The 20,645-nt window shown below is 60.2% G+C and carries 16 protein-coding genes, 2 tRNA genes and 1 pseudogene; 3 read left to right on the top strand and 16 right to left on the bottom strand.

The annotated features are described in order from the left end of the window. Nucleotides 1-258 precede the first annotated feature (258 nt). Nucleotides 259-1,332, top strand: coding sequence for a lactonase family protein (locus tag ACESLM_RS08000; protein ID WP_372631027.1), 1,074 nt, complete (start codon nucleotides 259-261; stop codon nucleotides 1,330-1,332). Between the two features lie 163 nt (nucleotides 1,333-1,495). After that, nucleotides 1,496-3,799 (top strand): glycoside hydrolase family 65 protein, encoded by a 2,304-nt coding sequence (locus ACESLM_RS07995; RefSeq protein WP_372631026.1) that lies wholly within the window; start codon nucleotides 1,496-1,498, stop codon nucleotides 3,797-3,799. 84 nt (nucleotides 3,800-3,883) lie between these two features. On the opposite strand, the gene ACESLM_RS07990 is transcribed toward ACESLM_RS07995, so the two are convergent. The 4 genes from ACESLM_RS07990 to nrdR form a co-directional block, all read right to left on the bottom strand. Continuing rightward, a complete protein-coding gene (locus ACESLM_RS07990; RefSeq protein WP_372631025.1) occupies nucleotides 3,884-5,545 on the bottom strand; it encodes a stalk domain-containing protein in 1,662 nt (553 codons plus the stop codon). Nucleotides 5,546-5,753: 208 nt separating this feature from the next. Next, nucleotides 5,754-5,829 (bottom strand) — tRNA-Lys (locus ACESLM_RS07985). A 9-nt stretch (nucleotides 5,830-5,838) separates the two neighbouring features. Further along, nucleotides 5,839-5,914: transfer RNA gene (locus tag ACESLM_RS07980), tRNA-Ala, on the bottom strand. A gap of 274 nt (nucleotides 5,915-6,188) precedes the next feature. After that, on the bottom strand, nucleotides 6,189-6,650 hold the full coding sequence (nrdR, locus tag ACESLM_RS07975) for a transcriptional regulator NrdR (RefSeq protein ID WP_094041919.1): 462 nt from the start codon (nucleotides 6,648-6,650) through the stop codon (nucleotides 6,189-6,191). Between the two features lie 110 nt (nucleotides 6,651-6,760). Here nrdR and ACESLM_RS07970 point away from each other — a divergent pair, with 110 nt between their 5' ends. After that, a complete protein-coding gene (locus ACESLM_RS07970) occupies nucleotides 6,761-6,973 on the top strand; it encodes an alpha/beta-type small acid-soluble spore protein (RefSeq protein WP_094041920.1) in 213 nt (70 codons plus the stop codon). An 88-nt stretch (nucleotides 6,974-7,061) separates the two neighbouring features. On the opposite strand, the gene ACESLM_RS07965 is transcribed toward ACESLM_RS07970, so the two are convergent. From ACESLM_RS07965 to ACESLM_RS07910, 12 genes and pseudogenes are all read right to left on the bottom strand, one after another. Then, entirely contained in the window at nucleotides 7,062-7,631 is a 570-nt protein-coding gene (locus ACESLM_RS07965; protein ID WP_372631024.1) for a lytic transglycosylase domain-containing protein, read from the bottom strand. Beyond that, nucleotides 7,628-8,224, bottom strand: a complete 597-nt coding sequence (gene coaE / locus ACESLM_RS07960; RefSeq protein WP_372631023.1) for a dephospho-CoA kinase — start codon at nucleotides 8,222-8,224, stop codon at nucleotides 7,628-7,630. Before coaE ends, ACESLM_RS07965 begins: the two co-directional genes overlap by 4 nt. 87 nt (nucleotides 8,225-8,311) lie before the next feature. Beyond that, nucleotides 8,312-8,989 carry a sporulation membrane protein YtaF gene (gene ytaF, locus ACESLM_RS07955; RefSeq protein WP_372631022.1) on the bottom strand — a complete coding sequence of 226 codons (678 nt, stop codon included), beginning with the start codon at nucleotides 8,987-8,989 and terminating at the stop codon, nucleotides 8,312-8,314. 105 nt (nucleotides 8,990-9,094) lie between these two features. After that, nucleotides 9,095-10,024: a DNA-formamidopyrimidine glycosylase gene (mutM, locus tag ACESLM_RS07950; protein ID WP_372631021.1), complete on the bottom strand. Its 930-nt coding sequence runs from the start codon at nucleotides 10,022-10,024 to the stop codon at nucleotides 9,095-9,097. A 16-nt stretch (nucleotides 10,025-10,040) separates the two neighbouring features. Next, a complete protein-coding gene (polA, locus tag ACESLM_RS07945; RefSeq protein ID WP_372631020.1) occupies nucleotides 10,041-12,713 on the bottom strand; it encodes a DNA polymerase I in 2,673 nt (890 codons plus the stop codon). Between the two features lie 127 nt (nucleotides 12,714-12,840). Next, complete coding sequence (locus ACESLM_RS07940; RefSeq protein WP_372631019.1) at nucleotides 12,841-14,082, bottom strand: EAL domain-containing protein; 1,242 nt, start codon at nucleotides 14,080-14,082, stop codon at nucleotides 12,841-12,843. 70 nt (nucleotides 14,083-14,152) lie between these two features. Then, nucleotides 14,153-16,456, bottom strand: coding sequence for an EAL domain-containing protein (locus tag ACESLM_RS07935; protein ID WP_372631018.1), 2,304 nt, complete (start codon nucleotides 16,454-16,456; stop codon nucleotides 14,153-14,155). A gap of 70 nt (nucleotides 16,457-16,526) precedes the next feature. Continuing rightward, a complete protein-coding gene (locus ACESLM_RS07930) occupies nucleotides 16,527-17,762 on the bottom strand; it encodes a M20 metallopeptidase family protein (protein WP_372631017.1) in 1,236 nt (411 codons plus the stop codon). Beyond that, nucleotides 17,740-18,672 carry an L-serine ammonia-lyase, iron-sulfur-dependent, subunit alpha gene (gene sdaAA / locus ACESLM_RS07925; protein WP_372631016.1) on the bottom strand — a complete coding sequence of 311 codons (933 nt, stop codon included), beginning with the start codon at nucleotides 18,670-18,672 and terminating at the stop codon, nucleotides 17,740-17,742. The genes ACESLM_RS07930 and sdaAA overlap by 23 nt, the downstream gene beginning before the upstream one ends. Further along, nucleotides 18,669-19,349 carry an L-serine ammonia-lyase, iron-sulfur-dependent subunit beta gene (gene sdaAB / locus ACESLM_RS07920; protein ID WP_372631015.1) on the bottom strand — a complete coding sequence of 227 codons (681 nt, stop codon included), beginning with the start codon at nucleotides 19,347-19,349 and terminating at the stop codon, nucleotides 18,669-18,671. The genes sdaAA and sdaAB overlap by 4 nt, the downstream gene beginning before the upstream one ends. 16 nt (nucleotides 19,350-19,365) lie before the next feature. Continuing rightward, nucleotides 19,366-20,433, bottom strand: coding sequence for a dihydrodipicolinate synthase family protein (locus ACESLM_RS07915; RefSeq protein ID WP_372631014.1), 1,068 nt, complete (start codon nucleotides 20,431-20,433; stop codon nucleotides 19,366-19,368). A 3-nt stretch (nucleotides 20,434-20,436) separates the two neighbouring features. Then, nucleotides 20,437-20,645 (bottom strand): annotated as a pseudogene (locus ACESLM_RS07910) (epimerase); the annotation flags it as partial.

Below are 20,645 nucleotides of genomic sequence, written 5' to 3'. Positions count from 1 at the left end.
TGGCTCAACACTTAGAAAAATAACTCACGTTTATGAACTGAGTGTGAACACCGGCGGTTACTCGCCTTCTTTTTCCATTGTAAAGAGCCGTACTCAACCGATAAACCACCCGAAGAACGGTTTGCCTATCGGTCTCGAGGAGGAGCCGGACGCCGATGCAGTCGCCATTATGCGGGAGATTCTCATGCGTCTCCTCGCGAATCGTGATACAATTCAATTTTAGAGCGTCTATATCGTATTCAGGAGGCGATTTTGCGAATGACAAACCGAATGTATGCCTTTATCGGCTCTTATGCAGAGGAGAACGGACCTGGCCTGTACGCCTGCTCCTATGACGAACAAACCGGCCAGTTAACGATTCTGGACAGTGCGGACGGCCTGCCCAACCCGACGTTCCTCGTTCCGGACGAAGAGAGAAAGACGATCTACGCCATTACCGAGAGCAAGGATGAGGAAGGTCGCCGTGTGGGCGCCGCCGCCTCGTACCGGTTCGATCCGGAGGCGGGGACGCTGCAGCGGCTGAACCTGGAAGCGACGACTCCCGCGACGACGTGTCATATCGAGCTGGATCGCACACGGCGCCTCGCCATCACGTCAAGCTATCATGGCGGTCTTCTGGGCGTCTCTCGTATTCTCGACGACGGCCGCATCGGCCCGGCGGTCCAAGTTCATCGGCATGAAGGCTCAAGCGCGCTGCCGGTGCAGTCCCAAGCGAGAGTCCATTCGGCCGTCGTCGACCGGAGCAACCGTTACGCCGTCGTCTCCGACCTCGGGCTGGACAAGGTGTTCGTCTACGCGATCGACGCCGCCGGCGAATCGTTATCCCTTCGCAGCGAGACGAGCGTCGCCTCGGGATCCGGGCCTCGCCACTTCGTCTTCCATCCCGAGCTGCCGTACGGTTACGGCATTAACGAGCTGAACGGCACGATCACCGTCTACGCGTTCGACGCAGATGGGGGAACGCTGAGCGTTGCGCAGACGATTTCCACGCTGCCTGACGGCTACGAGGGAGACAACGCCTGCGCGGACATCCACCTGTCCCCCGACGGCCGATTCCTGTACGGCTCCAATCGGGGACACGACAGCATCGCGGTGTACCAGGTCGATGCCGCGGACGGCAGCCTGACGCTGGTCGAGCACGCGCCGACGCTCGGCGGTCACCCGCGCAACTTCGCCGTTTCTCCGGACGGACGGTTCGTACTCGTCGCCAATCGCGACGGCAACCATATCGTAACGTTCGCCCGCGACTCCGGGAGCGGCAAGCTTCAGCCGGCCGGCATCGAGCTCGAAGTGTCCAAGCCGGTCTGCGTGCGCTTCGCGGCGTTCTCTTGACGGCAAACCAGGCAAGGAGCTGTCCGGATGCGGGCGGCTCCTTTTTTCTAATTCCGATATAAATGCACATAAAATGCTTAACGATAAACCTTCGATCCGCGCTCCGATTGCTCTAATCTTGTCAGTGTATGGGATTCCCAAGCACATAAAGGAGTGGATCGGAGTGGCAAAAGTAGCGGATAAGTACCTCGTCGTGGACACGTGGAAAGTGATCGAGGAAGGCTTTGACCCGGCCAGGAACCGCGTCTTGGAATCGATATTTTCCCTGGGCAACGAATACATGGGGGTGCGCGCGTATCCGGAGGAAGGCTACAGCGGGGACTCGTTGATCGGCAGCTATTTTAACGGACTATTCGAAGAGAGCAAGGTCGCCGCTCACTACAAAGGCATCATCCGCTTCCTTCGGTTCATGGTCAGCGCGGTAGATTGGCTGTACGCGAGAATCAGCGTAAACGGCGAACAGCTCGATCTGGCGACGAGCAAGTTCAGCGATTTCAGAAGAGAGCTCGACTTCAAGCGGGGCAAGTACGTTCGCAGTTTTGTCTGGCATTTGTCGGACGGCAAGCAGCTTCGAATAACCTTCGAGAGGTTCGTCAGCATGCACGTATCGAACCTCGGCTGCCAGCGCATCGTCTTCGAGCCGCTTAACTTCTCCGGGCAGGCCGACGTCCGAACGGGCCTTGATTTCTCCGTCGTGCATGAGGATCAGGGTCGCTGCTTCTGGCAGAGCGTCCGTCACGGCCAAGAGGAAGGCGTAACGGCGATGCTCGGCGAGACGATCCAGACGAAAAACCGCCTATACTCCGGATTCTCGCTCGACGTGCCGAACGCGCTGCACGCGGATCCGGTCGAAGGCGATCGGTTCATCGGCCAGGACGTGGCGATCAAGCTGACGCAAGGCGAATCGACCACCTTCGATAAATTCGTCTACAACTATGCGGAAAAAGATCGCTCGACGACGAACGAGGAACTGTGGAGCCAGGGGCTGCGGCAAGCGAAGGCATACGTGGGCGTGAGTTATGCGGAGCTGGAAAAGCGGCAGGCGGAATACTGGGCGAACGTGTGGAAGGAGTCGGACATCGTCATCGAGGGCGATCCCGACAACCAGCAGGGCATCCGCTTCTGCATTTTCAACTTGTACCAGACGTACCACGGCGACAATCCGGGCTTTAACATCGGCGCCAAAGGACTGACGGGAGAAGCGTACAGAGGGCTCGCCTTCTGGGATACCGAGTCCTATTGCTTGCCTTTCTATATTTTCAACAATCCGAAAGCCGCCAAGAGTCTGCTCGAATTCCGTTACAAATCTTTGCCCCACGCGCTGGAACGCGCGAAGGACTTGGATTGCGCCGGCGCCTTCTACCCGATCGCGACGATCGACGGCACGGAGAGCTGCGATCTCTGGCAGAACTCGAACCTGCAGCTGCATGTCGGAACGGCCGTTGCATACGGCATTCGCCACTACGTGAACATTACGGACGACGTCGAATTCCTGTACGAGAAAGGACTGGAGATGCTCATCCAGATCAGCCGTTTCTACGCGACCCGCGGCCAATGGGGACAGAAGACCGGCCTGTACGGATACTTCGGCGTCATGGGGCCCGACGAATTCCAGCTTATGGTCAACAATAACTGCTACCTCAACCTGATGGCCAAGAAGCTGTTCGAATACACGCTGGAAACGATCGCCCGCATGTCCGCGGAAGCCGGAGAAGCGTTCCAGACGTTGGCCGGACGGCTCGGCCTGACCGAAGAGGAGCAAGCCGACTGGAAGCGCAAGGCGGAGTTGATGAAAATTCCGCAAGATCCCGAGACCGGCATCTACGAGGAGCACGACGGCTTCTTCGATATGCCTCATCTCGATATTCACTCGATTCCGGTTACGGAATTCCCGCTGTATTCGCATTGGTCGTACGACCGCCTGTACCGTTACGACATGATCAAGCAGCCTGACGTGCTCATGTTCATGTTCCTGTACAGCGGAGATTACCCGTTGGCCGAGAAGATCGCCAACTACGAGTACTACGAATCGCGCTGCATCCACGAATCCTCGCTCTCCCCTTCCATTCACTCCATTCTCGCCGCTGAGATCGGGAAGGATGAGGAGGCCTATAAGTTTTTCGAATTCGCGACGCGTCTCGATCTGGACAACTACAACCGCAATACGCGCGAAGGTCTGCATACGACCTCCATTGCCGCCGCCTGGATGAACATCGTCTACGGCTTCGGCGGCATGCGGTCCGACGGCGACCATCTCGTCCTGCGGCCGACGATTCCCGCGCGCTGGGACAGCTACAGCTTCCCGATCTCGTACAAGGAATCGAAGCTGCTCGTCGAAGTCGACAAGCGGCAAGCTTCCATCAAGGTCGTCTCCGGCAGCTCGGTTGACATTACGATCTACGGGCAAGCCCGCAGCGTCGGCTCGGACGGCGTGACGGTCGAGCTTCAGCAGCTTGTCGGGCAATAAAGCCTGGAGCATAGCAGGGCGCTTGACCATGCAACGCCCTCACCCGCAATTCCAAGCCGGATGAGGGCGTTTGTCCGCTTCAGGTTATTTGAGGGTTATCGCAATCGTCAGCTTCGTCGTATCGACCTTAACCGTTCCGCCGAGCTGCTTCGCCAGCCAATCGGCAGAGATCAGCCACGTTGCGGGAACCGCAGACGCGAGTTTGACGGTTTTGCCGTTCACGGTCGCTTGAGCGCTTCCCTTCTTCAGCACGATCTTCGATTTGCCCCGCGTGACGGTCGCCGTCGTCTTGTTTTTGTCGTAGGCGACTTTCGCTCCGAACGCCTTCGCGGCGTCGGCCAGAGGCAGCGTCACGGCCGTTCCCTTCACGACGGGACTGGCGGCAAGCGCCACTTCCTTGCCGTTCACGACGAGCTTGTACTTCGCCGGAAGATCGGGCTTAACCGGCGCGCTTCCGAACCCGCCGATAGCGACGGGAGTCTTCCGCGTCACTGTTGTGCCGTCGCCGAGCTGGCCGTAATCGTTTCTCCCCCACGCCCAGACGCTGCCGTCTTTCCCGACGGCCAGATTCGAGCCGAAGACGCCCTTCACGGTCGCGATTTGCGGCACCCCCCCAACCTGTCCCCAAGAATAACGCTCGGCAACGCCTGAGACGCCGAGCTGGCCGACGGCATTGTCGCCGAACGTCCACACGGTGCCGTCCGTCTTTAAGCCGAGGAGCGAAGGCTTCACGAGCAGATTCGTCGTGTTCCGGATTTCGCTGAAGCCTTGCAGCGCAGATGTGGCCGTCGGCTGAAGATGATGCGGCATTTTGCCGTAGTGCGCCGGGTCCGTCCGATTCAAGCCCTTCGTCTCCAGCAGACTGACGCCCCACTCGAACACCTTGCCGCCCCGTTGGAACGCAAGGGCAGTCGCTCCATCCGTCATTACCCGTTCGACGTTTGCTATTCCCTCTACTTGGACGGTGCCGATGCGGCCCGATTCGTCTCTCTTGCCGTCGCCGAGCTGCCCGAAGGTGTTCCAGCCCTGCGTCCACACCGTCCCGTCCTTGTCGACCACCGCCAACAAGCCGTTTCCTGCCGACACGAAGACGACCGATCCTACGGAATCATTTTTCTGAGGAGAGAGCCGTTCCTTCAAAATCGCGCCGGAGGCTCTTGCATTCCCCCATTGCCACATCTCCCCTGCCGCATTCCAGGCGGTGCCTCCCGCGCTCGTCGCCTCGATGCCGACAATATCGGCCAGACCAGGCACTTGCTGCGGAACGTAGCCGCTGCGGTCGATGCTGATTCTGCTTGCCCCGCTGCTATCGGGCTCGCCATATTCCGTATACGTCCCGTCTCCCAGTTCGCCTTGCACGTTAAAGCCCCACGTCCATACGGTGCCGTCGGCTCTGAGTGCCATTGCATGATTGACGCCCGCGGAGACAGCGACGATGCGATATACGCCCTGCACCTTAACCGGCGAAGAGGCAGACGCTGCGGATTTGCCAAGTCCAAGCTTTCCGCCCCCGTTGCTTCCCCAGCTCCAGAGCGTGCCGTCCTTGGCTACCGCCAGCGCAAAGCCGTTGCCCATCGCAACGTCCACGATCCGTTTGCTATCGTCGCCCTCCGCCGCTGCAGCCGACCTAAAATCGCCGGCCACTCCTCCGAAAATGACAAACGCAGCAAGCGCGAAAGTCAAGCTTTTCGCCGCCAGTCGGTGCGTTAACGCTTTTAATCGAGTCGGTACGTTCTGTCTATGCATATCTGATTTCCTCCTGCCAGTTGATAGAGCTTAAAATGTCTCCTATCATTATCGGCAGATGCTGTCGACGATTTGATCAGAACGCCCTCGTCGTCGGAGCATGCGGGTCAAACCGGTTGTCCGGGCGGCCAACCAATACCCCCTGACGAGAGTAAGAAGCCGTTTAAAACAAAAAAACGGCATCTCTGCCGTTTCGTCTTAAATATGCTGGTGGGTTCTCAGGGGCTCGAACCCTGGACCTGATGATTAAGAGTCACCTGCTCTGCCAACTGAGCTAAGAACCCTTGCATTATTGGTGGACCCTAGCGGGATCGAACCGCTGACCTCTTCGCTGCCAGCGAAGCGCTCTCCCAGCTGAGCTAAGGGCCCGTATCATTTGGCGACAAAAATGAGTTTATCACAGGCTTGGGAGGGTTGTCAACGTCTTTTCCAACAATATTTTTACGCTTGCGGCGACCGTTCTTCGTCCTAACAGCGGATGTCATGGCGGACGCGAAGTCGCTGCCTTATCGTGTAAAAGGACTGGAGAGATCGGCGCTTCCGATGCTTTAAGATAAGCTTTTTACGGCCGTGCGAAATAAAGCCGAACGCCCCTGGCGCCCGGCTTTATGCTATATTCGGCATATTCGGGAAATACGACTGTCTATATCCCGTGTTTGCTCATCAGCGTGTTCAGCTCTTTGAAGAACATGTTAATATCCTTGAACTGGCGGTACACCGACGCGAATCGGACGTACGCGACCTCGTCGACGGGATAAATATGCTCCATCAACAGCTCGCCGATAATCCGGCTCTCGACCTCCGCCGACGCCGTATTGCGGATTTCCCGCTCCACGTCGGAGACGATGACTTCGAGTTGTCCGACGGATACCGGACGCTTCTCGCAAGCCCGCAGAAGCCCCCTAAGCACCTTGTCCCTGCTGAACTCCTCGCGGCTCCCGTCCTTCTTGATCACCATCAGCGGCGTTTCCTCGACCGTCTCGAAAGTCGTAAACCGACGGCTGCACTTCTCGCACTCCCGGCGGCGGCGAATCGATTTGTTATCGTTGGCCGGACGGGAGTCCAACACTTTCGTTCCGCTGTAATCGCAATAAGGGCATTTCATGTCGCCGATCTCGCCTCCTTCGAATACGAATGATTTTCCAAGCCTTACCTTACATGAACGGTAGAATAAAGCACATAATACAGTTACCAACCGCAAGGAGGTGAACATTCATGGCACAGAACAACAGCAGCAATACATTGCTCGTTCCCCAAGCGACAGCGGGTCTGAACCAACTGAAATACGAAGCGGCTCAAGAGCTTGGCATCGCCATCCCGCAAGATGGTTACCAAGGTAACATGACGACGAAGGACAACGGTTCCATCGGGGGTAACATTACCCGCCGTTTGGTGCAAATCGCCGAGCAACAGCTGGCGGGCCGATAATCCGAACGAATGATCGACAGTGGAAAAGCACTAGATACCGGGAAGCTTTGAAGCGAACGCTTCAAGGCTTCCTTTTGCCTTATCCTAATTATAAGGTCTCGTAAATATCCTGATACTTCTTATAATAATACAACACACGCTGCACGTAATGTCTAGTCTCCCCGTAAGGAATATCGCTAATCGTCCGCTCTTCGCCGTCCCATACTCCCTTTTCCAGCCAAGATCTGACCTTCCCGGGACCGGCGTTATAGGCGGCAAGCGATTTGATCAGATCGCCTCTGAACTGCCGGTTCAGCTCTTTCACGTACCAGGAGCCGAGAGCGATGCCGGCGTGAGCCTGAGATCCCGCGTCCTTCACCGTAATATCGCCGAAATCGTCCTGCTTCAAAATCCACTCCGCCGTATCGGGCATAATCTGCATGATGCCGATCGCTCCCTTTCGGGAGACCGCCGTCAGCCTGTAGTTCGATTCGACGCGGATGATCGCGGCGATCAGAAGCGGATCCAGCTCGTAATGCTGCGCGTTCCTCTTGATTTCATCTTGATAAGAAATCGGATAAATTCGCTTCCCCAACCAATCCGACCGGATGAACAGCGCCCCGAGCACGATAACGACCAACATCAGGATGAAGCGCTTGCGCCTGACCCTTCTCTTCATCCTAGCCCCTTTTCCCGCCAGAAGCGCTCAATCTGCCGATCCGTCTCCCCGGGCGTTCCGCTATTGTCGATAAGCACGTCTGCCCGTCTCTTCTTCTCCTCGATGTCCATCTGCGCGGCGAGTCTCTTCCCGGCTTCCTCCGGCGTCAGGCCGTCTCGTTCGATGAGCCGGCGAAGCTGCGTCTCCCGGGGAACGTACACGACCATGACCTGCTCGAAATAACCTTCAAGCTTCGACTCGTACAGAAGCGGAACGTCGACGACGACCGGCCTGTCCGGCTCTTCCGTCTCGTAACGCGCCATCCGTTCCTTCATCACGGCGCGAATGGCCGGATGCGTAATCGCTTCGAGCGCCTTGCGCTCCTCCGGATCGGAGAAGACGACGGCGCCGAGCTTCTTGCGGTCCAGCGAGCCGTCCGGCTTGAGCACGGCTTGTCCGAACCGCTCGGCGATCGCGAGCAAAGCCGGCTGCCCGGGCTCGACGACCTCCCGGGCGACTTTGTCCAGATCGATCAGGTTCGCCCCGCGCTCCGCGAGCAGCTTGGCGACCGTGCTTTTGCCGGTGGCGATGCCTCCCGTTAATCCTATGTTCATAAGCCCTCTTCCTTACATCTGAGTAAAGTGGTTCAAAAAGTCCGACCGCTGAGAACCGAACTCTTTGAACCCGGCCTTACCTCGGCCTTATACAAACAGCTTGAAAATTCCCATCGTGATCAAAATGATGCCCGGCAGCATGGACAGCTGCTTAATCCAGCGCCAGCGCGACGCCCACAATCCGAACTTCGTGCCGGACCAGAGGAACAATCCGCTCGAAGCGGCGATAAGAATCGCCGTCAGCATGGGCGGAAAGCCGACCAGGGCCGCGCCGATGCCCGCTCCGAAGGCGTCCAGCGACAGCGCCGTCCCGAGCAGGAACGCTTCTCCCGCGCTGATCGTGCCCGACCGGTCCATGTCGGCCGCCGACGGCGTGCGAAGAATTTGAATGATGAACCCGAATATTTTAAGCTCCATCTTAAGCACGGGAGCGTCCGCCGCCGCGCCTGCTTCCGCGCCCCCGCGGCCTCCGGCGTCACGTTCGTCCCGTTCGCCGCTGCGGATAAATTGAATGAGCGCCCACATGCCGATGCCGATCAGAATGACCGCCCCTATGGCCGATGCCCCTTGCGGGGGAATCCATCGCGTGATCGCGACCCCGACCATCATTGAGAGCAGAATGATCAGACCGGAACAAACCGAAATAATCGCTACGGATGATACGGGAATTTTGATTCTCCTGACGCCGTAAGTCATTCCGACGCCGAAACCGTCCAAACTTACCGCGAAAGACAATAACAGAAGCGACGCGACAGGTGCCATCATAACGCATTTCCCCCTGCATGGATGCGATCCCTCGCTCCCGTTCCGGAAGCCGGGTACCTTCCATCCTATGCAGGCGGCGGCGACAATGCCCCGCTTAATGCACTTCTATCGCTCCGCCCCGTCCAGCCTCCGCTTCACGGCATGGGTTCGCGGCCGCTTCGATGCAGTCGCGGCATCGTCCGATGACGTCGGCGATTTCCCGCCGCGAGGCGGCTTCTGGCACTTCGGACACACGTGCGTGCCTCGTCCGCCGACGACCGACTTCTCGATCGGCGTTCCGCATTCGGGACAAGGTTCGCCCGTTCTGCCGTACGCCCTTAAGCTGAACTGGAACATTCCCATCTCGCCCTGGCCGTTCACGTACGATTTGATGGAGGACCCCCCCGCATCCACGGCGGCCGAGAGCGTGACGACGATCGCGCCGTGCAGCTTCTCCTGCTCTTTCCGCTTCAGCTCGCTTGCGGGCGTCTCCGGGTGGATGCCGGCGGCATGAAGCGCTTCGTCCACGTAGATGTTGCCCAGCCCGACGACGATCTCCTGATTAAGCAGCAGCGGCTTGATTTTTGTCGTCCTGCGGGCAAGCGCTCGGCAGAACTCGTCCAGCGTAAAGCTCTCGTCCAGCGGCTCTAATCCCAGTTTATTCAGCGGAGCGGCTGTCCATTCGTCCCCCGGCGCGAACAGATGCATCGTTCCGAATTGGCGAACGTCCTTGTAACGCAGCTCCGTGCCGTCCGTAAAAGAAAACCGGACGTGCGTGTGGAGTTCGACGGGATCGTCTTTCCCGTACAGGCCGTAACGGCCTTCCATCCTCAGATGGGAGATCAGCACCAGTCCGTCCAGCACGAGCCGCAGAAACTTCCCCCGCCGTTCCACCGATTGAAACGTCCTTCCTTCCAGCATGGCGGCGAACGCCTGCGGATCGTCCGGCTTCTGCAGAATGCGCGGCAAGCTGACCGTCACGAACTCGATCGTCTTCCCGGCGATCAATTGATTCAAGGTGCGCCGCACCGTTTCTACCTCGGGCAGTTCCGGCATTTCTCTTCACTTCCTTTTACTTCGCTTCGTACCAGTTCGAGCCGACGCTGACTTCGGCCAGCAGCGGCACGTCGAGCTTCAGCGCGTTTTTCATCGTCTCCGGCACGAGGCTCTTCATCGTCTCCAATTCGTCTTCCGGCACCTCGAACACCAATTCGTCATGAACCTGCAGCAGCATGCGGCTGCGCAATCCGCGAGCGGACAGCTCCTCGCTCATCCGCATCATCGCCAGCTTGATAATGTCCGCGGCGGTGCCCTGGATCGGCGTGTTCATCGCGGTACGCTCCGCGAAGGAACGCAGGTTGAAGTTGGAATGGCGGATTTCCGGCAAGTAGCGGCGGCGCTCCAGCAAGGTCGTCACGTAGCCGTCCTTCCTCGCCTGCTCTACGATCTCGGTCATATAGCGGCGCACTCCCGGGAACGCCACGAAATATTGCTCGATGAAGTCGGCTGCTTCGCCTCGCGTAATGTTCAAGTTCTGCGACAGGCCCCAATCGCTGATACCGTAGACGATGCCGAAGTTGACGGCCTTCGCCTGGCGTCTCATGTTGGCGTCCACCCGTTCCGCCGGAACTCCGAACACGTCCATCGCCGTCTTCGTATGGATGTCCATCTCCTTCAGGAACGCTACTTTCAGTCCGTCGTCTCCGGAGATATGCGCCAGCACACGCAGCTCAATCTGCGAATAGTCGGCTGCGACGATTGTCCAGCCCGGCTCGGACGGCACGAACGCTTTGCGGATTTGGCGACCTTCCTCCAAACGGATCGGAATGTTTTGCAAGTTCGGGTATTGGCTCGAAAGCCTGCCCGTCGCCGCGATCGTCTGCCGGTAGAACGTATGGATTTTGCCCGTCTCCGGACGGATTTCCTTCAACAAGCCTTCGATATAGGTCGATTGCAGCTTGGAAAGCTGGCGATAGTGCAGAATCAGCTTGACGATCTCGTGATGGGGCTCCAGCTTCTCCAACACTTCCGCGTCGGTCGAATAGCCCGTCTTCGTCTTCTTCACGACGGGCAGCCGAAGCCGCTCGAACAGCACTTCCCCGAGCTGGCGCGTCGAGCCGATGTTGAACTCGAAGCCGGCGCTGGCGTAGATCGCGTCCGTCGTCTCCTCGAGACGGCGCTGAAACTCCGCGCCCAGCTCCTGCAGCGCCTCCGGCCGTACTTTAATGCCCTGCTTCTCCATTCCGGCCAGCACGACGGACAGAGGCTGCTCCAGCTCGTAATAGAGCCGGTGCATGCCCAGCTTCTCGAGCTGTTCGGCGAGCGGCTCCTTAAGGCGGCGCACCGCGTCGGCTTTCGCCGCCAAATGCTTGGCCAGCTCGTCCGCCGCCGGAACGCGAAACTTGGCTCCCTTGCCGTACGCCGCTTCGTCGGACGGAATCGGATCGAGTCCGTACCGCTGCAGCAGACCGTGCAGCGACGGATCGGCCTCCGTCGGGTCGAGCAGATAGGCGGCCAGCTGTACGTCGAACGAATGGCCTTGCAGCTTGACGCCCGAGCGAGCCAGCACGAGATCGACGCGGTGCAGATCGTAGCTCGTCTTCGGCGTTCCGGCGTCCGCGAGCCACTCCCTGAGCTTCTCTGCTTCGGCTCCCAGCAAGGAGGCATAAGGAACGACATAGCAGATCGAGCCGACCGCGACGGCCAGTCCGATGCCTTCGCTCTGATGCGGGTTGTCGCCCGCCGCGTCCACCAGCAGCGCTTCCGCGTCGGCAAGCGCGCCGTACAGGCCGTCCCAGCCATCCTTGTCGACCTGGACGACTTCGTAGCGGGAGGCGGTCTCCGCCGTCTGATGCTCCAGCGCTTCGTCCGCCGCCCCCAAGTTCAGCCGTTCGCTGAGCGCCTTGAACTCCAGCTTGCGGAACGCCGCCGCCAGAGCCGCCGGGTCGTAGCCCTTCCAGGCGACGTCGTCGAGCGAATAGTCGACCGGAACCTCGCGGTAGATCGTCGCCAGTTCCTTGCTCATCTTGGCGCTTTCCATGTTCGCTTCGATATTTTCACGCAGCTTGCCTTTGATTTCTTCGACGTGCTCCAATACGCCTTCGACCGTGCCGAATTCGTGCAGCAGCTTCAGCGCGGTCTTCTCCCCGACTCCGGGAACGCCCGGAATATTGTCGCTGGCGTCGCCCATCAATCCCTTCAGATCGATGATCTGGGCGGGCGTCAGTCCGTACTTCTCCCCGATGCCCTCCGGCGTGAACCGTTCCACTTCGCTGACGCCCTTGCGCGTAATCCAGACGCTGACCTGGTCGGTCGCGAGCTGGAGCATATCCTTGTCCCCGGATACGATAATCGCGGATTTGCCTTGCTCCTCCGCCTGCTTCGCCATCGTGCCGATAATATCGTCCGCCTCGTACCCCGCCAGCTCGTACTGGGAGATGGAGAACGCTTGCAGCAGTTCCTTCAGCAGCGGGAATTGCTCCGACAGCTCCGGAGGCGTCTTCTGCCTTCCGCCTTTATATTCCGAGTATCCCTCATGGCGGAAAGTCACTTTGCCCGCGTCGAAGGCAACGAGCAAATGGCTCGGTTTCTCCTCCTCCAGCACCTTAAGCAGCATCGTCGTAAAGCCGAGAACGGCGTTCGTATGCAGCCCGTTGCTGCTTGTAAGCGGAGGCAGCGCGTAAAACGCGCGATTAATAATGCTGTTCCCGTCGATCAGGACCAGCTTGTCCTTTTCATTGGCCATGGCCGTTCGTCCACCTCGCCGACTTTGGTTTATGTGCAAGTCCAACAACATCTACATAGCCTCATCATACCATAACTGCGGAACGGGCCGCACCCCGGCGAGAACGAAAAGAGAGCCCTCCCCGTCGTCAGACTTTGGGGATGGCTCCCGAATTCGCGGCCGCGGGAAACTCGCTCGGCCTACCTATCAAATAACCTTGCGCGAAGTCGAATCCTATAGCGCGAAGAAGCCTCAGCTCTTCCGGTCGTTCGATTCCTTCCGCGACCGTGCGGATGTTCATCTTCTTCGCGAAGCGGACGAACGTGCGCAGCATATGCTTCTTCATCTCGTCCTTGTCGGCGAGACGGACGAGCGAACGGTCTACCTTAATATAGTCGGGGCTCAGCTCCACGATCGATTGCAAGGAAGAATACCCGGCTCCCGCATCGTCGATGGCGATCTCGTACCCTTGGCTGCGGTAATGCGCCAATATTTTCTTAGCCGCTTCGAAATCGTCGATCGAGCTGCGCTCCGTCAGTTCGAACACGACCTGGCCCGGGAACATTCCCTTCTCGCTTAGCCATCGTACCGTCTGACCGGATACGAAATGGGGATCATTGATGATGCTCATCGTCACGTTGATGAATATTTTCTGAACGGCTCCCAATGCCGGGGAATGCCGGATCGCCGTTTCCCTCGCAAGGCGGTCCAGGGCGAGCGCCATCTGGTTTTTCTCGGCGAATCTGAAGAGCGCGAGCGGACCGTCGAACAGGCTGCCCTCCGGACATCTCGTCAACGCTTCGTAGCCGAACACTCTGCCGTCCCCAAGGCGCACGATCGGCTGGTAGACGCTCTTGATGCTGCTCTCCGCGAGCAGACGCTCCAGTTCGCAGCGAAGCTCCCAATCCCTGTGCCCGTTGAGCGATTCCCGAATTCTCTCCGTCGCTTTCACGACGCCGTCGTAGACGACGTCCTTAATCGGGTCCGACTTAAGCCCCTGCAGGCTGGCGTAACCGATGCCCCGCTCCTTCTGGCCGGAAGTCGTCGGGGTCTGCCCGGCCTTCCCTACCGATTCCGCGGCGATCGCTTCCCTGACCCGCTTGGCCATCGCCCGCAAATAGGAATCTGCCTCGTCTTCCCGCATAGAAGCCGGCATGCCGGCATATAACCAGAGATGTCCCGACACCACGTCTCCGAACCACAAGTCGCTTCGGTTCATCGATCTGGCGAGCCAGTTCTCCCATCCGAATCCTTTTTCTCTAAACTTGGACGCCAAGCCGCCGCTCCACTCGGAAAGATCGATGCCGATAAGACCGATAGAAGGATGATGTTCGATTCGATCGATGAGTTGATCTATGCCGAACCAGGACGTTGCCATACGATTGAACACCAGCTTCCTCGTGAAAATAACCGCGCTTTTAAATGTAGCAAGGTTGTGTTAACGAAATTCCTCATTTACGTTAACGCCCGGTTAATTCCAGCTCCGGCTTCAGATCCGACGGCTCGCGCTCCCCGAGCTCTTCCCATGCGATCGAATTGCCCCGCTCCCGCTTCGCCTGCTTCTTAAGCTGCGCCGCCCTCTCCGAGAGCGCCTCCGCCGTCCAACCCGCCGTCGATCGGCACAGGAGCAGCGACAGGGACAAAGACAAGGCCGGCGCCTCGAGCGGCTGGCCCGAGCGATCGAATGCCGGTCCCGAATGCGCCGAAGCGTAAGCGCCGATCCCTTGCTCGAACTTGGCGATCGTCTCGTGCGCCGCTTCGTGCGCATCCAAGCCGGACGACAGCACGATAAAGTCGTCGCCGCCGATATGGCCGACGAAGCAATCGCCGTTCGGACGCTCCCTGGCCACTTGAATCAGCATCTCCGCCGTATAGCGGATGACGTCGTCTCCCCGCTGAAATCCGAACTGGTCGTTGTACCACTTGAAATGGTCCAAATCCGCGTACAGCACCGCGAACGGCCGACCTTCCGCGAGCCTGCGGTTCATCTCCCTGCGGATCGGCTCGTTGCCCGGAAGCCCGGACAGCGGGTTCGCCCACTGCGCGTCCTTCACTCGGGCCTGGGACACCCATTCCAGCATCGATCGGATCGAGGCGATCCCCGCCACCTGTCCGTCTCGAGTAATGATTACTTCGTCGTACAGCTTGTCCGGCTCGCGGGCCATGGCCATCTGCGAAGCCTGATCCACGACGACCGACTCTTCGACGATGACCGGGTGCGTATCCATGATTTTGCCTACGGGCCTGTTCCAATAGAGCGGCAATCCGAACTGGCCGGACAACAGCTGCAGCAGCTTCTCCTTCATTAATAATCCGATCGGCTTGCCGCCCTCCGAGATGACGACGCCCTGCGCTTCGCGGTGGAGCTCAAAGTGTCGCGATACTTCCGACACGAGCGTATTGCGGCTGAACTGCTTGACCGGATTGGCCAACACGGCCATCGTGCCCGCCGCCCCTTTGAACCGCTTGCCGACCTCGGTCCGAATGCGGACTTGCATCTCGGCGATCCGACGACCCGGTTCGGCATCGCCGTCACCTCCTTCCTCGGCCAGCTTCTCCGCCTGCGCGTAATGCATCCCGCTGGCGACGAGGCCCGGCAGCAGCGGCTCCCGATCGAGCCCTCCGGCGATAAAGACGATCTGCTCCTTGCGCGCCAAGGCGATCAGCGCCTGCAGCATGCTCTCCTCAACCGAGTCGGGCGTCTCCCCACGAATCCAATCGACGTCCAAAAGCGCGTAGTCGGGGTGCAGGTCCGTCATTTTGCGCAGCGACTCGAGCTCCGGACGGATTCCCGGGATCGAGATGCGGAAGCCTTGATGGCGGTAATGCTTCAAGGCGGAACGCGTTATCGCCGCCGATTCGTTATCCCCGTCGATCAGGACGAGCACAACGTGCTCCGGGCGCAGGTTGGCCGCCTCGATTCTGCGAAGCGTGCTTCCGGGATAGAGCCGCGGATCGTAAATGATTTTGGCCGGAACGGGCAGGAACAGCTTAACGTCCCCGTTGCGGGACGGCAAACGCCGAATGGCCGCTTCGCGGAAGCGGCGGTCCCATTCGAACAGCTTGCCGGACTGGTCGGCTTGAGCGTAGAAAGCCCGCAGGTCGATCCGTTCCCCTCTGCGAGCGCCGACCGGAATGGCCTCGTATCCGTACAGCGATCCGTCCAGCAGCGAGACGATAGGCAAGTAGCGCACTTCGAACTCGAAACCGGACAACGATTCGCGCAATTCGTCCAAGGGAAACCGGATCAAAGGCGCGGGAGAGAACAGCATCCGCTTCAAGGCCGTTTCGTATGCGGCCAGCAGCGCGCTTTCCCATTCGCGCGGACTGCCGGGCATCGGAATCGTCCGCCCATCCTGTCCCGCGACCCAGCCGAAGCCGCAGCGAATGCCTCCGCCCGCCCGCATCGTCTCGGCTTGTCCGAATTCCAGCAGCACGCGCTGCGCCGTGTCCCGGATGAGGAACGCCATCCTGCCCGAGGATACGTCGCCGGACGTCCGGTCGTCGTTCTCCTCCGGAGCAAAGGACGCGGCCAGAATCAAGTCGTCGCCGGCCAGCGTCCAGCCCCGTACCGAATCCGACAGCTTCGACAGCCGCAGCCCGATCGCACTCAGCAAGCGGGCGACCCTTAGGGGAGAACTGCCCGGCTTCTCCGGATCGGCTTCCCATCGCACGACGAACAGCCCGCAATGTCCGGGAGTTCCGTCCTTGCTTCGCCAATGCCGCAAAATGCTCCGTTCCAACCAACCTTCGTTCCCCACCATGTCGCCAACCTCCGCCCGACGTTTCCCGGCTAACGAGCTCCGTTATTTCTTCAAAAATAACACGGCACCATTAGCTTCGGCTCCGTTTTTTGTTATCCGAATGTAAATTCGCATCAGGAAACTCGTTGCGAATTGCGATCGCGGCCAGCAAAGCCGCCCCCTTCGCCAAGCAACCCTCGTTCAGCGTATACCGGGGATGATGCAGCCCGTATGCCTGCTCTGCGCCGGTCTCCGGTCCCGAACCAAGCCAGAAGAAGCAGCCCGGCACACGCCCGAGATAGACGGAGAAGTCCTCTCCGGCCAGCACCGGAGGCGCTTCGATCCGGTTGTCCCGACCCAGGACCGCATCTATCGCCTCCTCTACTCGGCGTACTTGATCATCGTGATTAAGCAGGACCGGCACATGCCGGATATAATGAAGCTCCGCCGTGCACCGGTAGGCTTCCGCTATCCGCCCGGCCAGCCTGGCGAGCCGATCGGGCATCTGCTCCTGAACGTCGGGGGAAAACGTCCGCACCGTCCCGGCAAGCTCCACCCGCTCGGGGATCACGTTGTAGGACGCGCCGCCATGCACGCTGCCAACCGTCACGACGGCCGGACTGAACGGGGACAGTTCGCGGCTGACTGCCGTCTGCAGCGCCATCACGATCGCCGACGCCGCCACGACTGGGTCGACGCATTGCTCGGGAAGCGCGCCATGTCCTCCCCGGCCGGTCACCGTCACCTCGAATTGATCGACGGACCCCATCAACGCTCCAAAGCGAGTACCCGCTTGACCGGCAGACAGCGTAGGCAGATTGTGCAGACCGTAAATTTCGTCCACGCCCTCCAGCGCCCCCTGCTCGATCATCGCCTTAGCTCCGGCGTTGATCTCCTCCGCCGATTGGAAGAGGAACCGGACGCTTCCCGCCAGCCGGTCCCGACGGTCCGCCAGCAATCGGGCCGCGCCGCACAGCATCGCCGTATGGGCGTCATGCCCGCAAGCGTGCATGACGCCCGGCACCTGCGAAGCATATGGCAGGCCGGTCTCCTCCCGGATCGGCAGCGCGTCCATGTCCGCACGCAGGGCGATACGCGGTCCGGGCCGGCTGCCGGCAAGCTCGGCCACGATGCCGTGCCCGCCGACGCCCCGCCGGACGGCGTCCAGCCCCAGGCCGTTCAGCCACTCGGCAACGGCATCCGATGTGCGCTCCTCCTCGAAGCTGAGCTCCGGATACGAATGAAGCTTCCTGCGCAGCGCGATCAGTTCCTCCTCGATCGCGCCGGCGGAAGCCCGCAAACCGCTATAGATGTCCTCCGTCCCCATCGTTCTCCCCATCCTTTCTATCGCCCGGCGTCCCCGTTCCCGCCGCAAGCTGCTCGGCGAGCCTTCTGCCGGTCGGCGTCCGCGCCAAGCCGCCCTTCGCCGTCTCGCGGTGAATGTCCGGCATGGCGCTGCCAACCTCGAGCATCACCTGAATGACCTCATCCGAAGGAATGACGCTCCGAACGCCCGCCAGCGCCATATCGGCGGCAGCCAGGGCGTTAACTGCACCGAAGCCGTTACGTACGATGCACGGAATTTCCACCAATCCCGCCACCGGATCGCAGATCAATCCCAACGTGTTTTTCAAAGCGAGTCCAACCGCGTGCACCACTTGCGCCGGACTGCCGCCCTTCAGTTCCGTCAGAGCGCCCGCGGCCATGCCGATCGCCGAGCCGATCTCCGCCTGGCAGCCGCCCTCCGCCCCGGAAATAAAAGAATTGTTGGCGATGACGTAGCCAATCGCTCCCGCACAGAACAGCCCGCCGACCATATGATCGTCGCTCCAGCCGAACCGTTCCTGGCTGCTGACGAATACGCCGGGAATGACGCCGCAGGAGCCTGCGGTCGGGGTGGCGACGATGCGCCCCATCGAGGCGTTCACCTCGGACACAGCCAGTGCGTACGCCATCGCCGTGCCCGCATCGCGAGCAAGCGACGAATCCGGCTGACGAGCGTAAGCCAGCGCCCGCTTCGCGTCTCCTCCGGTCAACCCGCTCCTTGATCCCCCTTCCGCCGCAGCCCCCTTTCGTACGGCCTCCTTCATGATGCCGTAGTACTGCTTCATTTTGTCCCATTCCTGCTCGGCCGTCCGTCCGGATTCCATCGCTTGATCCTCCAGCATCACCCGGTAGATCGGCTTGCTTTCGCGCACGCTCAGCTCTGCCAGCTCGTTCAAAGTACGGAACCTCATGTCTTTGCACCGCCATTCAGGTCGATATAGCTCACTCCGCTCACCCCTGGCAGCCGCCGAATATCCGCGAGCAAATCGTCGGAGAGCCCCCCGTCCGTCTCGATCGCCGTCGCCGCCTCTCCAAGCCGGCCCTTCCGGTCGACGTCCATATAGCCGATGTTGACGTTCGCACCGCTCAGCAGCCGCGTCATGTCCGCAAGCACCCCGGGGCGGTCGCCGTGAAACACAATCGTCGTCGGATAATCGGCCGTAAAGCGCAGATCGAAGCCGCTAGCCTCCACAACCTCGATGTTGCCGCCGCCGATCGAGCAGCCGGTCATCCGGCAAGAGCGCTCGCCCTCACGCAGCTCAACGGACAACGTATTCGGATGAACGGCCGCTCCCGCTCCCGTCCGGAAGGTCACCTTCATGCCGGCCTCCGCGGCCTCCCGCAAAGCGTCCGGAATCCGCTCGTCATCCGTGCCGAACCGCAGCAGCCCGGCGACGACGGCCACGTCGGTGCCATGCCCGCCGTACGTCGCGGCGAACGAGCCATAAAAGACGACTTCGGCTTCCTCCGGCATCTCGCCCAGCAGCTCGCGCGCGACTCTTCCGAGCCGGACCGCCCCGGCCGTATGCGAGCTGGACGGGCCGATCATGCTCGGCCCAATGATCGAAAAAACGTCTTTGAATCGCATTTTCCGCTCACAACCTTCAGGCCAGCCATTCGGCCAGATTTCGACGCACGAAATCGTCGTCGTTCAGATGCGGGTAATCCCGGTATACGCGGTCGATCTGTTCCTTCTGTCCCTCCGACAGCTGCTCGTGCGGGTTGAGGCACCACGTTCCCTCCAGCAGCCCCTGCCTGCGCAGCACCTCGTGAATGCCCGGAATGCAGCCTGCGAAGCCGTGCGCCGGGTCGAAGAAAGCCGCGTTGGCGTCGGTGACTTCGACGTTGCGGGTCAGCCATTCCGGCGGAATGCTCCTTTGTTCCCGTACGCGCTTGATCTCTTCCAACAGCTCGACCGCTTTGTTCGTCCAGACCGCCCAATGTCCGAGCAGCCCGCCGACGATTCTTTTCTCCACGACGCGGCCCTCCACCTGAAACTTGTAAACGGTCAGCAAATCGTTGACGATGTTATCGTCGTTCCCCGTATACAGCGCGATGTCGTCCCTGCGCCCGGAATAGCAGACCGCGCGCACGACGTCGATCGTCTGGTAGCGGTTGAACGGCGCCATCTTGATCGCGACGACGCCGGGAATATCGGCGAACGCCCGCCAGAAGTCGAAGCTGAACGTTCGACCTCCCACCGAAGGCTGCAAGTAGAAGCCGACGACCGGCATCACCTCCGCTACTTTTTCCGTCCGCTTCAGAAGGTCCGACTCGGTCCAATCCCGCAATCCGCCCATGCTGAGCAAACCGGCGTCATAACCGAGCGCGGCGGAAGTTTCCGCCTCTGCGACCGCCTGCTCCGTCGGCCCGCAAATGCCGGCAACGCGGATAAACGGACGCCGCAGCTCAGCCCGCTCCACTTCCTCGGAAGCCAGACGCAGCACTCGCTCGAACAGCCTGTGCTGCGGATCGCGTATTTCGAACTGCGTGGAATGAACGCCGACGGCGATGCCGCCCGCTCCCGACGCGATATAATACCGGCTCAACGCCCGCTGGCGCGTTTCGGCCAGACGGCGGTTCTCGTCCAACGCCAACGGATGGGCCGGAATGACCAGCCCGTCATGAAGCGCCCGTTTCTGCTCGGGCGTCAGCTCCCTTTTTCCGCTCATCGCTCAGAACTTCCCCTTTCGTTCCTGAAAATGCGTCGGCTTGTTCAGCGTCGCTCCGCCGGCTTCCACCCAATCGGCGACCCAGTCGATCATTTGCAGCAGCGAGACGCCGGGATAGCCGAACCGTTGATGGCACTGCGTCGCGTTGTTCAGCAGCGCGTTGTCGGACTCCGTTCCCGTGTATACCGGCTCCGTTCCCAGCCTCTTGCCGA

The organism is Cohnella sp. (assembly GCF_041641335.1).
GTDB lineage: Bacteria > Bacillota > Bacilli > Paenibacillales > Paenibacillaceae > Cohnella.
Note: the sequence above shows the minus strand (reverse complement) of the source record. Positions and strands in the feature narration are given on the sequence as shown.

Excerpts from the sequence above, each read along its gene's own strand:
- ACESLM_RS07965 (WP_372631024.1), bottom strand. The coding sequence starts at position 7,631 with ATGAAGAGAAGGGTCAGGCGCAAGCGCTTCATCCTGATGTTGGTCGTT.
- nrdR (WP_094041919.1), bottom strand. The coding sequence starts at position 6,650 with ATGAAATGCCCTTATTGCGATTACAGCGGAACGAAAGTGTTGGACTCC.
- coaE (WP_372631023.1), bottom strand. The coding sequence starts at position 8,224 with ATGAACATAGGATTAACGGGAGGCATCGCCACCGGCAAAAGCACGGTC.
- ACESLM_RS07990 (WP_372631025.1), bottom strand. The coding sequence starts at position 5,545 with ATGCATAGACAGAACGTACCGACTCGATTAAAAGCGTTAACGCACCGA.
- sdaAA (WP_372631016.1), bottom strand. The coding sequence starts at position 18,672 with ATGAGGTTCCGTACTTTGAACGAGCTGGCAGAGCTGAGCGTGCGCGAA.
- ACESLM_RS07970 (WP_094041920.1), top strand. The coding sequence starts at position 6,761 with ATGGCACAGAACAACAGCAGCAATACATTGCTCGTTCCCCAAGCGACA.
- ACESLM_RS07930 (WP_372631017.1), bottom strand. The coding sequence starts at position 17,762 with ATGGGGACGGAGGACATCTATAGCGGTTTGCGGGCTTCCGCCGGCGCG.
- sdaAB (WP_372631015.1), bottom strand. The coding sequence starts at position 19,349 with ATGCGATTCAAAGACGTTTTTTCGATCATTGGGCCGAGCATGATCGGC.
- mutM (WP_372631021.1), bottom strand. The coding sequence starts at position 10,024 with ATGCCGGAACTGCCCGAGGTAGAAACGGTGCGGCGCACCTTGAATCAA.
- polA (WP_372631020.1), bottom strand. The coding sequence starts at position 12,713 with ATGGCCAATGAAAAGGACAAGCTGGTCCTGATCGACGGGAACAGCATT.
- ACESLM_RS08000 (WP_372631027.1), top strand. The coding sequence starts at position 259 with ATGACAAACCGAATGTATGCCTTTATCGGCTCTTATGCAGAGGAGAAC.
- ytaF (WP_372631022.1), bottom strand. The coding sequence starts at position 8,989 with ATGATGGCACCTGTCGCGTCGCTTCTGTTATTGTCTTTCGCGGTAAGT.
- ACESLM_RS07915 (WP_372631014.1), bottom strand. The coding sequence starts at position 20,433 with ATGAGCGGAAAAAGGGAGCTGACGCCCGAGCAGAAACGGGCGCTTCAT.
- ACESLM_RS07935 (WP_372631018.1), bottom strand. The coding sequence starts at position 16,456 with ATGGTGGGGAACGAAGGTTGGTTGGAACGGAGCATTTTGCGGCATTGG.